This window comes from Pedobacter sp. SYP-B3415, assembly GCF_004138205.1.
Lineage (GTDB): Bacteria > Bacteroidota > Bacteroidia > Sphingobacteriales > Sphingobacteriaceae > Pedobacter.
Map to the genome: position 1 here is coordinate 76,200 of NZ_RXNQ01000022.1, position 12,790 is coordinate 88,989.

The window sequence follows — 12,790 nt, forward strand, 5'->3', positions numbered from 1 at the left end:
ATTTTATATATTTGATTAATGACCGCAGGCTTATGCACGAGAACACAACCATTACGAAACAGGAACTTGCGCAAAAATTTGTCAATTACACATCGAAAAACATTTTTCTTACGGGTAAAGCAGGAACAGGCAAGACAACGCTGCTTCATAAGCTGATTCAAACTACATTCAAAAAGGCGCTTATCGTTGCACCAACCGGTATAGCAGCGATAAATGCCGGCGGCGTTACCATCCATTCCCAATTCCAGCTACCATTTGGTGCCTTTCTGCCTGAACAGGCGCAGCAGGATATCGATCATTCAGCTTTCAGCTTCCATACACCGCGCACATTGACCAGGCAATTCAATATGCCTGCTAAAAAACGGAAGGTATTGCAGGAGCTTGAACTGCTGATCATTGATGAAGTGAGTATGCTTCGGGCCGATCTGCTAGACGCGATAGACTTCGTATTGCGACACATTCGCCGCAATCAACAACCGTTCGGGGGTGTTCAGGTATTGTTTATTGGCGATTTGAGTCAGCTACCGCCGGTTGTGAAACCTGTAGAATGGCAGGCCATGCAACGGTATTATCAAAGTGTATTTTTCTTCGATGCCCTTGTACTTAAACGCACTGAACTTATTTGTATTGAGCTCGATAAGATATACAGGCAGGATGACAGAATCTTTATCGATCTGCTAAACAACCTGCGCAATAACCTGATCACAGAAGCCCACCGCCAACTGCTTCAGCAATATTATAAGCCCGGATTTGAACCGAAGGATGGCGACGGTTACATAACTCTTACAACGCATAACGCCGCCGCAACGGAGATCAACAGACGTAAACTCGCGGCCCTGCCTGAAAAGATTCATGTTTACAGTGCCGCTGTAGACCGCGAATTCCCGGAACATACCTATCCGGCAGAGGTATCGCTCGAATTAAAGAAGGGCGCACAGATTATGTTTATTAAAAACGATCCATCACCTGATAAACGGTTTTTTAATGGCAAGCTCGCCTATATCACGCAACTCGATGATGACGGTATCGAGGTAGCCCTTGACGGATCCCGTGAGCGTTTTCTGCTGGAAAAATATACCTGGAAAAATCAGCGGTATACAGTGAACGCCGTAAACAACGAGATAAATGAAGAGGTGATAGGGACTTTTACACAATATCCTGTGCGACTGGCCTGGGCAATTACGGTTCATAAAAGCCAGGGCTTAACGTTCGAAAAGGCAGTTCTGGACGTCGGCAACGCATTTGCCCCAGGACAGATCTATGTAGCGTTATCAAGGTTGACGTCATTGAAGGGGCTGGTCCTCACGTCTATGCTTGCGAATCAAAATATAGATTCTGACAAGAGCGTAGCCCTGTTTCATCGTAAACAGGCGGAAGCCGGTGATCCAGCAGGCAGAATGGATGTGGACCGGCTAAGTTTCCTGAAAGAATATTTGCTTCGTGCGTTCGATTTCGGACTGATGTTATATGTTTGGAAAAATCATGTTGAATCTTACGATGCAGACGAGCAGCGATCAGCAAAGCAAAAATACAAAGATTGGGCATGGGAAATCTATAAAGAAGTGGAAACACTGAAAGTGCCTGCAGATAAGTTCATTTGGCAACTTCATTCTCTTTTTAACGATGTGGCAACGGCGGGACTCGTAAACGTACTGGCAAGAGCAGAGGCGGCAGGTAATTATTTTATACCAAGGCTCCAGACAATTTCTGACAAAGTCTTGGACCATCTGGAGCTCGTGAAAACGGAAAGCAAAGTTAAAACTTATTTGGGCGAACTTCTTGACGCAGAACTGGCCTTCCATGAATCAATAAAAAAAATTGAAAAAGCAATAGCACTGATAAAAGTTCAGTCGACGGGGGGTGAACTTGAAAAAGACACCCTGGTTTCGCCCGTGGCGGAGGCGCGCAGACAGCAGCAAATGGCCAGGGCACTAACCATTGACGGAAAGGAAGTGCTTCGCGGCGGCGACATCCGCAGGGCAAAGAAACAGAAAGCGCCACGGATTGATACTTTTGAAGCCAGTTTCGACCTGTTTAAATCAGGACAATCGATCCAGGATATCGCGCGGGAGCGCAAGTTAAGCGTGACGACGATCGAAGGTCATTTATGCAGATATGTAGCGAATGGAAGCCTGGAAGCTACAGAACTTATTTCAAAGGATGAGCTCGCAAGTCTGTTGGCGGCGTTTGGCGGTTTAGAAACGAAAAAACTGTCTGAGATCAAAGATCATGTAGGCCAGGATTATTCATATTTTGTCATAAAAGTGGCTCTTGCGCATCTTGAAGCCAATCCATCCGTGTTGGATTAAAAAAAGATAGTGTGCTCAGCTGTTGGTTATGGAAATCAATGAATTCTTTGCGCGATCCATATAAGCTAATGATCTGCCGCAGAAACCTGTCTCGCTGTGGTGATAAAAACTTTCGGTAAGAGCTCCATTTCCAGTTTCGGAAGTCTGTAACCATTGCATCTTTTTGCGCATTGCTATGGATATAAAATATCAGCCAGATCAGATAGTTTTGTGATGTAACGCGGGAACGTTTGAATGGCTGCTGAAAAAGCGAGCCAACCCGGCTTTCCTGCCTGTTGAATGCCATGGCGTATGATTGCAGAAACCGTTGCGTGCAATGCGTCACAACCAGATGCGGGTCCTGTTCAGCCGTTGCCAGACGTACCCGAAACTTATCTTTAACCCTGACCAGAAGATGAAAATGATTGGAAAGCAGGCAATACACCTGCACGTCGAGCACCGGAGACGAGTACTTCTGCATCCTGCTGAGAAAGAACCGGAAATTCTCATCACGTGTAAAAAGCGGTTTCCGGTCAATCACGCGATTGTAGATGTGACAATATCCGCTGTACTCAAATCGCGTACTGTAATGTGATTTCTTCGCCATAACCACGAATAATAATTTTTGGTTAATTTTTTAACTTAAAGTTGGCAACTTTACGAAAGTTACCAACTTTGCAGGAGTCGAGGTGGGTTAAACGCTAAAGCGGATTCCCTGGGCCAAGGGCAGGGTTGTGGAATAGTTGATCGTGTTCGTCTGCCTCCGCATATATGCCTTCCAGGCGTCAGAGCCACTTTCTCTGCCGCCGCCGGTTTCTTTCTCTCCACCAAACGCCCCGCCAATCTCTGCGCCGGATGTACCGATATTTACATTCGCAATTCCGCAGTCTGACCCTCCGGCAGACAAGAACAATTCCGCTTCGCGCAGGTTCAGCGTCATGATCGCTGACGAAAGTCCTTGCGGAACGTCGTTTTGCATGGCTATCGCCTCATTTAAGGTGCTATACCTGATCAGGTACAGGATCGGCGCAAATGTCTCCTGCTGTACAATCTCAAAATGGTTCTCCACTTCCGCAATGCATGGCCTTACATAACAGCCGGATTCATATCCCCCACCTTCTATTACAGCACCATCTACAACAAACTTTCCGCCTTCGGCTTTACATGCTTCAATGGCCCTGGTGTAACTTTCAACAGCAGATTTATCAATCAGAGGTCCTACATGGTTTTGTTCCTCCAAAGGATTGCCGATTCGCAACTGGCTGTATGCTTGTGTAAGCCTGTCGCGAAATTCGTCATAGACGGCTTCATGGATAATTAACCTGCGGGTACTGGTACAGCGTTGTCCGGCGGTACCTACCGCGCCGAAAACCGCTCCGATCACTGCCATATCGAGGTCAGCATGTTCAGATATAATAATCGCATTATTGCCGCCCAATTCAAGCAAGCTCTTGCCAAGCCGGGCCCCAACAGTCTCTGCAACGGCTTTCCCCATTCGTGTCGATCCGGTTGCAGAAACAAGCGCAACACGTGTATCGGCACTAAGCCATACGCCGGCCTCACGCTGCCCGATCAACAGGCAGGAAACACCTTCAGGCGCGCCATTATCCCGAAGCACTTCAGACAGAATCTTCTGACATGCAATTGCTGTCAGCGGCGTCTTTTCTGAAGGTTTCCAGACACACACATTCCCGCAAACGAGTGCAAGCGCCGCGTTCCAACTCCATACCGCCACGGGGAAGTTAAATGCCGAAATAATGCCAACTACACCCAGTGGGTGCCATTGCTCGTACATCCGGTGCTGCGGCCGCTCGCTATGCATTGTCAGTCCATAAAGCTGCCGCGACAGGCCCACCGCAAAGTCGCAGATATCGATCATCTCCTGAACCTCACCGAGCCCTTCCTGAAGACTTTTTCCCATCTCATACGAGACAAGCGTACCGAGTGCCGCCTTCTTCACGCGAAGCGCCTCACCCAATTGCCTGACAACTTCACCACGCTTCGGAGCAGGAATATTTCGCCAGACTTTGAAAGCCTGCTGCGCTGTGCCGATTACTTCATTATATTCCCTTTGGCTGGCCAGGGCTGTTGCCGCGATAAGGCTTCCATCTACCGGAGAAAAACTTTCAAGCGCCCTCCCGGTCACGCCTTCTCTGGCTCCCGTGCTCCAGCCCATATTCTGGTCGGTGATTTTAAGTTCCGTTAAAACGTTGCGGATACGGTCTGTCATGATTTTGATGTTTTATAATGAAATGTATACTCGGCCCGGCCTGGATTCTTAGGAAATTTATTTTTTGCATGGCTCCTTTCGCCGGGTGTCAATTAAATACACGATTTTCCACTCCGCGCCTTTTTTTGCCAGTTGAAATGAATTCACGCCACAATGACTGAAAACACCTCCGTTATAAAACTGGTAATCTGTCCAGACACTTGCCAGCGGACCATCGACATGTATGTAAGTAAAAACAATGCGCTCATCATATCTCTGGCGCGGGGCGCCCGCAATCATACTTAAAAAACTGTTCACACTGCCGGTCTGTACCGAAGTCTGTCCGTTGGCCGTTTTAATGGTTTGCATGATGCATGCCCGGTCGAAAGCAGATGCCGCCAGGGAACTGTCAGCCTGAAACATTCCACTGAACAAGCGCCTGATGCTCCCCTTCACCGCCTCCTCTTCACTGGCCACGGTCTGCGCATTCAGGCTGGCCCCCGAAAGCAAAAGCACAATTAAAAAAGTTAAGATTCTGATCATAGTCTTACCCGGAAGGCCGATTTTACAGGCAAATTACGTAAAATCCAGAGCAATTAACGTATATTTGAACTATACAGAAAAGAAGGGACCCGAAAAGTAACCGGATACTCATCCGCCTCCGATAAGCATTTTATTTATTATCAGTCGTTTATTCTAAACGTTGTTTGTATGTTGAAAAATACCGGCACCGTTTATGATACGGATATCTGCGTTAAGCTGTACTTTTAGTACAAACAAGGGAAGGTTCTTTTAAATTCAGCTTATTATGGAAGAAGAATTCAATTTCGAATACAATGACGATCCAAGGCGTTCGGTAGAGCGTTATGAGGAGATGTTGCGAAATGAAGATCAATATTTTTTCGACTCGCACGCCTTTGAGAACATTATCGACTATTATGTAGAAAAGAACGACCCTATCAAGGCCCTGCAGGTGGCTGAGTTTGCGATCAGCCAGCACCCTTACGCATCTGTCTTCCTTATTAAGCAGGCACAGATGTTTCTGGTTACAAATCAGATTGACCGCGCCTTTGCCGCCCTGGATAAAGCAGAAATGCTTGAACCTTCTGAGGCCGATATTTACGTACTGAGAGGCAACATTCACTACGGCCTGGAAAGGTACGCCGAAGCACTCGAAAACTTTGAGCGCGCCCTGCAGCTTGCCGAAAACACAGACGAAATTTACCTGCAAATGGCTTACGTATACCAAAATATGCAGGATTACGAAAGTGCCATCAAATACATCAAGTTCAGCCTGGAGCAGAACATGGAAAACCAGGACGGCCTGTATGAGCTGGCCTTCTGTTACGACGTTCTCGACAAACAGGAAGAAAGCATCAAATTTTACCAGCAGTACATCGACTCTGACCCCTATTCGCATGCTGCTTGGTACAACCTGGGTAATTCCTATCACAAACTTAATCTTTTCGAAAAAGCAATTGATGCATATGATTATGCGATCCTGATTAAGGAGAATTTCGCATCTGCACATTACAACAAAGCGAATTCACTTGTTCAGCTTGATAAGTTTGCCGAAGCCATTGAGATTTACAAGCACACTTTCGAATATGAAAAGCCAAATGCAGATACCTACTGCGCTATTGGTGAGTGTTACGAGAAACTCGAACAGATGGACGAAGCGAGGGCTTATTACAAAAAGTCTGTAAAAATGGACCCCAAGCTTGCAGACAGCTGGTTTGGCATCGGCGTTACCTTGAATTTCGAGGAACGTTTTTTTGAGTCACTGCATTTCTATAAGAAAGCCATTGACCTGGATGCCGAAAATGCCGACTTCTGGTTTGCAGTTGCCGATGCACACTACAAACTGGGCCAGATTGACCAGTCGCTGGAAGCTTACGCAAAGGTAACAGAATATAATCCGCTGGACATTGAGGCCTGGCTCGACTATTCAACCGTACTATACGAACAGGGCAAATTGCTTGAGGCTTCTGAGACGATAGCAGACGCGATCAAAAATAACCCTGACTCTGCAGAACTCTATTATAGAATGGTAGCTTATCTTTTTGCTATGGGTCACTACAATGATGCCATGGGCTATTTGGAAACGGCACTGCGTACCGATCCGGACAAGCACCATGTGCTTTTTGAATATCTACCGCAGCTTCAGGATAATAGCTCTGTTATAGATACCATTAACCGCTATCTGCGCTAGAACCGGGGCAACCGGGGGTTCTGTCTAAAAAATTTGACATGGATATCCCGGATTTTTTTTCAATTTTGCAGCAGATATGAATTACCCCCTTATTAATGTGCCCGAGCGGACAGTAAAACCCCGACACAAGGGTATTACGATGGTGATGGACAAGGGCCTGAGCACAAGGCAAGCCGAAGACTTTCTTGAAGTTTCTGGTGTACACACCGATATAGTGAAGTTAGGCTGGGCTACATCTTTTGTTACGCCTAATCTCCAGGCAAAACTGGATATATACAAAAATGCCGGTATTCCGGTGTATTTCGGGGGAACGCTTTTCGAAGCTTTTGTAATCCGTAACCAGTTTGATGAGTACCGCCGCATTCTTGATAAATACAAAATGGAGTTTGCCGAAGTTTCAGACGGGTCGATTACCATTTCTCATGAAGAAAAATGTGAGTATATCCGGAAGCTCTCGGGGCAGGTAACAGTGATCTCTGAGGTGGGTTCTAAAGATGCAACGAAAATCTTTGCGCCTTACAAATGGATCAACCTGATGCGCGCCGAAATTGAAGCGGGCAGCTGGAAAGTGATCGCTGAAGCGCGCGAAGGCGGTAACGTTGGGATTTATCGCGACTCGGGCGAGGTTCGCGAAGGTCTTGTTGATGAAATTCTGACGCAGATCCCCGAAGAAACCATTATCTGGGAAGCACCGCAAAAAGTTCAGCAGGTTTGGTTCATCAAACTGATCGGCACGAACGTAAATCTTGGCAATATTGCACCTGCTGAAGTTATTCCCCTGGAGACCATTCGTCTGGGCCTGCGCGGTGATACTTTTGACCATTTTCTGAACCAGAAATAACGCCCTTCCCTGCGAATGAAAACATACGGGCTTATTGGTTTCCCGCTTTCCCATTCCTTTTCCAAACGCTATTTTAGCGACAAGTTTGAAAAGGAAAGTATTGATGGCTGCCGGTATGAGCTTTTCCCGATCGAGCACATAGCAGACCTTCCCGCCCTGCTCACATCAAACCCGGACCTCGTTGGGCTTAATGTAACGATCCCCCATAAGGTAAACGTTTTCCGTTACCTGAACCACGTTGATGAAGCTGCCAGAGAAATTGGCGCTGTAAACTGCATAGCGATACAAAACAGTCAGGGCACGCTGAAACTAAGCGGCTACAATACCGACGCATTCGGCTTTGAGCAGTCACTACTGCCACTGTTGCGTGCTCAGCATAAAAAAGCCCTCATTTTTGGGAACGGCGGGGCTGCAAAAGCGGTAAAATTTGTGCTCAACAAGCTTGGAATCGATTTTTTATCTATTGTCAGGCAGCCGGCTGAAGGCTGTATTACCTATGCTGAAGTCGATGCAGGCCTGCTGGCCCTGCACCCCCTGCTGATCAATACCACACCTTTGGGCATGTCGCCGGATACGCACAGCGCGCCCGACATCCCCTACCAGGCCGTCACACCTGATCATCTTGCATACGATCTTGTATACAATCCGGAAGAAACCTTATTTTTATCGCATGCAGCAAAACAAGGAAGCACAGTTAAAAATGGCCTGGAAATGTTGTACCTGCAAGCTGAAGAAGCCTGGCGTATCTGGAACAGCATTCCTTAGTTTTTTCGTCTTTCTCTTCTTCTCCTGTAAACCTGCAGACAAAGCTGCAGACCTAAAGTACATTCAGGTTTCCACCTCTGCCTATAGCCTTGCCATTCCGCCAGCTGCGCATTTAAAGGAAACACAAAGTGATAATTCGTTAAGCAAATGGCACATTTTATATCTCGACAGCCTGGATGCAGAACTTTACCTGACTTATACCCGGCTTGGGGCAGGGCGCAGCCTCAATAAACTGATAGAAGATGCCGATGCAATGGCGATCAAACATGCGCGCTTTGCAACAGCACTGGACCGGCAGTCCTTTTCAGACCGTGCCAATCATGTAAGTGGCAGTTATTTCAGGATTACCGGCGAAAGCGCCTCACCTATTCAATTTTATGCAACCGACAGCACCCGTAACTGGCTGCGCGGAGCACTTTACTTTACTCAGTCCGACAGTTCGGGTACACGCACACGAACTATCGAACCTGTCATAAAAAAAATGATTGGCAGCCTTCGCTGGAAGACGCCTTCAGATTCAGCTACATTAAATCTTCAGAAACCATGATCAGCCTACAGATATTTACATTTAATGCCTACTCAGAAAACACTTATGTTCTATACGATGAGAGTGGGGCCTGTGTTATCATCGATGCCGGCATGTATTCGGGTGCAGAACAAAACACACTAACAGCCTTTATCCGCGACCGCAACCTGAGGCCAGAGCTGCTTCTGAATACGCATTGCCATATTGACCATGTCTTCGGCAATAAATTCGTATTTGATCAGTGGGGACTGAAGCCGCAATTGCATGAAGGTGAACTGCCTGTTCTTCAGGCGGTGCCTGCCTATGCACCGCAAATGGGCTTTTACAACTATGAACTTTCTCCTCTTCCCGAGACTTTCCTTCCTGAATCGGGATCAGTTACATTTGGTCACAGCACGCTTGAACTTATTTTTGTGCCTGGTCATTCGCCCGCACACCTTTGCTTTTACGCGAAAGATGAAGACCTGCTGATTGCCGGCGACACGCTTTTTTATGGCAGTATTGGACGTACGGACCTTCCGGGGGGAAATCATGAGCAGTTGATAACCAATATTCGCGGCAAGCTTTTTGCCCTTCCAGACAGCTGTACCGTTTATCCCGGGCATGGACCGGCAACCAGCATCGGGCTTGAGAAAAGGCGGAATCCGTTCCTGGCAGGTGCAGCAAGTTAACACCACATTAATTCATCTGCCTGAAACATTTACTGCAAAGTTTACCGCATGAACACACCCTTTTATATTGCAAAACGGTATTTATTTACAAAAAAATCTACCAATGCGATCAACATCATTTCTGCCATCTCTATGGCAGGCGTGCTGGTTGGAAGTGCGGCCCTGATCATCATTCTTTCTGTATTTAATGGTTTTGAAGATCTTGTTATTAAGATGTTCAACACCTTCACCCCCGAAATCGTCATCCAGCCGGCTAAAGGAAAAACATTTAACCCCAACACTGCAGCGTTCAAGGGCCTGCGCGATCAGAAAGAAATTTTTTCTTATACCGAAGTGTTGCAGGAAAATGCGCTGCTCAGGTATGGAGATAAGCAGTCGGTCGGTCTGGTTAAAGGGGTAAGTTTTGATTACATGAAGAACAAAGACCTTGACAGCGCCATTGTCGACGGCAGTTTTGTGCTCAATAACAGCAGTGGTTACAACGCGGTGATTGGCTCTGCATTGCAGTCTTACCTGGGTGTAAACACAGCCGATCCGTTTACCAGGCTGCAGATCTTTTCGCCAAAAAAGACAAGCACGCTGAACGCGGTTAATCCGGCAGACGACTTTACAATAGAAACCATTGCGGTAAGCGGTGTTTTCGAAGTGCAGGAAGAATTTGATAATGGAATAATTGTACCGCTCGCCTTCGCGCGAAAACTGCTTGACGAGGCGACGGAAGTCTCTGCGATAGAGCTGAACCTGCAACCCGGGCAGGACGCAGACAGGTTTATACGGGCAATATCTGGCCGCCTCGGCGAGGGCTTCCTCGTTAAGAATCGCGCGCAGCAGAATGAAACATTATACCATATGCTGAATACGGAAAAAAGCGCGGTCTACATCATTCTGACATTCATTCTCATCATAGCAATATTTAATATCATTGGTTCGCTAACTATGCTGGTAATCGATAAAATAAAAGATATCGCAGTACTGACCAGCCTCGGCGCGGGTAAAGGCCTGATCAGACGTATTTTCCTGTTTGAGGGGCTGATGATCACAATGATTGGCTGCGTTGCCGGCTTGCTGATCGGCTTAATTTTTTGTATTATGCAACAGAAATACGGGCTTGTACAGATGGGCAGTAACAAAACGGCAATAATAAGCGCCTATCCTGTTCACCTGAAATGGAAAGATTTTGTTCTGGTGTTTCTTACCGTCGGAATTATCTCCTTTCTGGCTTCGGCCTTGTCTTCAAACCTGAGTGTCAGGCGTACCGGACAGCTGACCTCAGACCTGTAGAATAAAATTGTTATGAAAATCTATAAGAACGTTGGGGGGTTATTTTTTGCAGGAATGCTGTGTTTGACAGCATGCGGTCCGGCAGAAAACAAGGAAGATAAGGAACGAACCATTCAGCTTAAGGGGCTTTATAGTTTTGGTCCGGAGATTAAATCGTTCACCAACTGCGAGGAAGGCCGCGAGTACTGGGTAGCCGACAGTGCGAAAACCCTTGAACTCGCGTACACCAGGTTTAATTTTGAAAAACCTTACGAGCCGGTTTATATCGAGGCCGAAGGTTACCGGATCAAATCTGATACGACCGCCATTAATGCTGACTTTGACTCTACCCTGGTTGTCACGAAATTATTGAAGATTTCAAAGGAAATCCCCGAAGGGCCTTGTACGCACTAAACGTAGAGGTTTTTCGGCTGCGCCGGAATGATACTTCTTTCTTCGGCCATTGTAAAAAGTGTATCGATTGCCTTTCGCCCCTCTGAGCCAAGGTTCACCGAGTATTTGTTCACGTACAAATCAATGTGTTTGTACATGACAGCCTCATCCATTTCCTGCGCGTGTTGACGGATAAAATCAAGTGAAGATTTCGGATGCGCAAAGGCGTATTCAACCGATTGCCGCAGAAGGCGGTTCACCTTGAGCTGAATGCTGTGCTCAAGATTGCGATTCACAACGATTCCTCCCAGCGGGATCGCGCAACCGGTTAGTTGTTCCCAGTAATCACCAAGGTCAATTACCTTATGCAAACCTTTGTCCTGGTAAGTGAACCGGTTTTCGTGGATAATAAGTCCGAGGTCAATCCGGTTTTCAAGAAGCGCATTTTCGATGTCAGAGAAGATCAGCTCTTCCTTATTTTTGAGCTCCGGAAAAGCTACGCCGAGCAGAAAGTTAGCCGTAGTTAATTTTCCCGGAATACCGATCTTCAGACCATTTCCGGGCGTTTTGAACCGCCCCACAGCGGCATCATCATAAGGTTCGCGGCTGATAAGCATCGGGCCCACGCCAAATCCGAGGGCGCTTCCGGCGTCAAGCAGTGCGTATTTTTCTGCAACATAAGCAAAGGCATGAAAACTGAGTTTGGTGATGTCGAGCTCAGCCCGTAAGGCTTTCTGATTGAGCGTTTCCACATCATCAAAAAACACTTCAAAAGTCAGCCCTTCTGTATCGATCTTATGATGAATAAGGGCATCAAAAATAAAGGTATCGTTCGGGCAGGGGGAAAATCCAAGGCTGAGTTTCATGTCTCAAAAATAATTAGGATCAGGAGGTGTTCGGTTAAACGAGGGTCATAATGCCATGAGATGTACTCAGGAGTTGGAAAGAAACGCAATTGCCCATTCGTTCAGCGCCCTCACTGCAGCCCCGATCTGCCAGGTTTCGCGGTTACGACGCTCTACCTTGTTTGATATGGCCCTGACCTGCAGACAATCAATCTGAAGCTGCTGCGCGGCGTAAAAAACGGCAGCTCCTTCCATCGACTCGACGAGTTGTTCAGCGCGCTGCTCTCTGGCAAGCACCTGAGTAATGCTTTGGGCGCAACCATGCACAGTATTAACTGTTATTCCGGCTGCCGCCGGAAGCTGGTCTGCCATTGGATAGCTGCGGCGGTTATGCGTAGAAAACTCAGCAGCACCAAAGCCAAGCTGTTCAAGACTAAGAAAAGTCCCTTCGTCTTCTGCGCCCAATTCAGAAAATTTATCGCGATCTACCCTAACCAGACTGCCTAAAGGTATGGCATCGTTAAACGCGCCGGCAATGCCCAAATTAAGCAGCAGACTGTGCTCAGCACTTACAAACCGGCCAAGCGCAAAGGCAGTTGCTGTCATGCCTACGCCGGTAATCAGCAGGTCAAACTTCTCATGCGTCTGAAAGGGCAGCTGCGGGTCAAGGGAAAAATGAGCAATCGTTGACCCCAGTTCTGCGTGCGTTGCTGCAATCAGTAAGGTTTTCATCCGATAAAGATAACGATATGCAGAGAGAGTGCCGATATGCATGCGGGC

13 protein-coding genes are annotated in these 12,790 nt (G+C 47.2%); 8 read left to right on the plus strand and 5 right to left on the minus strand.

The window, feature by feature from the left end; translation table 11 throughout:
* Window positions 1-32 precede the first annotated feature (32 nt).
* Window positions 33-2,309 (plus strand): helix-turn-helix domain-containing protein, encoded by a 2,277-nt coding sequence (locus EJV45_RS09060; RefSeq protein ID WP_129715355.1) that lies wholly within the window; start codon window positions 33-35, stop codon window positions 2,307-2,309.
* Here EJV45_RS09060 and EJV45_RS09065 read toward each other — a convergent pair.
* The 3 genes from EJV45_RS09065 to EJV45_RS09075 all read right to left on the minus strand — a co-directional run bounded on the left by EJV45_RS09065 (window position 2,257) and on the right by EJV45_RS09075 (window position 5,040).
* Complete coding sequence (locus EJV45_RS09065) at window positions 2,257-2,895, minus strand: hypothetical protein (RefSeq protein WP_129715356.1); 639 nt, start codon at window positions 2,893-2,895, stop codon at window positions 2,257-2,259. The two genes, EJV45_RS09060 and EJV45_RS09065, sit on opposite strands and share 53 nt — an antisense overlap.
* 87 nt (window positions 2,896-2,982) lie before the next feature.
* Window positions 2,983-4,518, minus strand: coding sequence for an aldehyde dehydrogenase family protein (locus tag EJV45_RS09070; RefSeq protein ID WP_129715357.1), 1,536 nt, complete (start codon window positions 4,516-4,518; stop codon window positions 2,983-2,985).
* Window positions 4,519-4,575: 57 nt separating this feature from the next.
* A complete protein-coding gene (locus EJV45_RS09075; protein WP_205942356.1) occupies window positions 4,576-5,040 on the minus strand; it encodes a nuclear transport factor 2 family protein in 465 nt (154 codons plus the stop codon).
* A gap of 265 nt (window positions 5,041-5,305) precedes the next feature.
* Between EJV45_RS09075 and EJV45_RS09080 the strand changes: the two genes are divergently transcribed.
* From EJV45_RS09080 to EJV45_RS09110, 7 genes are all read left to right on the plus strand, one after another.
* Complete coding sequence (locus EJV45_RS09080) at window positions 5,306-6,709, plus strand: tetratricopeptide repeat protein (protein WP_129715358.1); 1,404 nt, start codon at window positions 5,306-5,308, stop codon at window positions 6,707-6,709.
* Window positions 6,710-6,785: 76 nt separating this feature from the next.
* Complete coding sequence (locus EJV45_RS09085; protein WP_129715359.1) at window positions 6,786-7,550, plus strand: phosphosulfolactate synthase; 765 nt, start codon at window positions 6,786-6,788, stop codon at window positions 7,548-7,550.
* A 15-nt stretch (window positions 7,551-7,565) separates the two neighbouring features.
* Complete coding sequence (locus tag EJV45_RS09090) at window positions 7,566-8,315, plus strand: shikimate dehydrogenase (RefSeq protein ID WP_129715360.1); 750 nt, start codon at window positions 7,566-7,568, stop codon at window positions 8,313-8,315.
* Complete coding sequence (locus EJV45_RS09095; RefSeq protein ID WP_129715361.1) at window positions 8,251-8,862, plus strand: hypothetical protein; 612 nt, start codon at window positions 8,251-8,253, stop codon at window positions 8,860-8,862. Before EJV45_RS09090 ends, EJV45_RS09095 begins: the two co-directional genes overlap by 65 nt.
* Entirely contained in the window at window positions 8,859-9,512 is a 654-nt protein-coding gene (locus tag EJV45_RS09100; RefSeq protein ID WP_129715362.1) for an MBL fold metallo-hydrolase, read from the plus strand. Before EJV45_RS09095 ends, EJV45_RS09100 begins: the two co-directional genes overlap by 4 nt.
* A 48-nt stretch (window positions 9,513-9,560) precedes the next feature.
* Window positions 9,561-10,793: an FtsX-like permease family protein gene (locus tag EJV45_RS09105; protein ID WP_129715363.1), complete on the plus strand. Its 1,233-nt coding sequence runs from the start codon at window positions 9,561-9,563 to the stop codon at window positions 10,791-10,793.
* Window positions 10,794-10,805: 12 nt separating this feature from the next.
* Entirely contained in the window at window positions 10,806-11,186 is a 381-nt protein-coding gene (locus EJV45_RS09110) for a hypothetical protein (protein ID WP_129715364.1), read from the plus strand.
* Here the strand turns inward: EJV45_RS09110 and EJV45_RS09115 are convergent.
* Window positions 11,183-12,031: a menaquinone biosynthesis family protein gene (locus EJV45_RS09115; RefSeq protein WP_129715365.1), complete on the minus strand. Its 849-nt coding sequence runs from the start codon at window positions 12,029-12,031 to the stop codon at window positions 11,183-11,185. The genes EJV45_RS09110 and EJV45_RS09115 overlap by 4 nt on opposite strands.
* Window positions 12,032-12,097: 66 nt before the next feature.
* Entirely contained in the window at window positions 12,098-12,742 is a 645-nt protein-coding gene (gene mqnB / locus EJV45_RS09120; RefSeq protein WP_129715366.1) for a futalosine hydrolase, read from the minus strand.
* Window positions 12,743-12,790 lie beyond the last annotated feature (48 nt).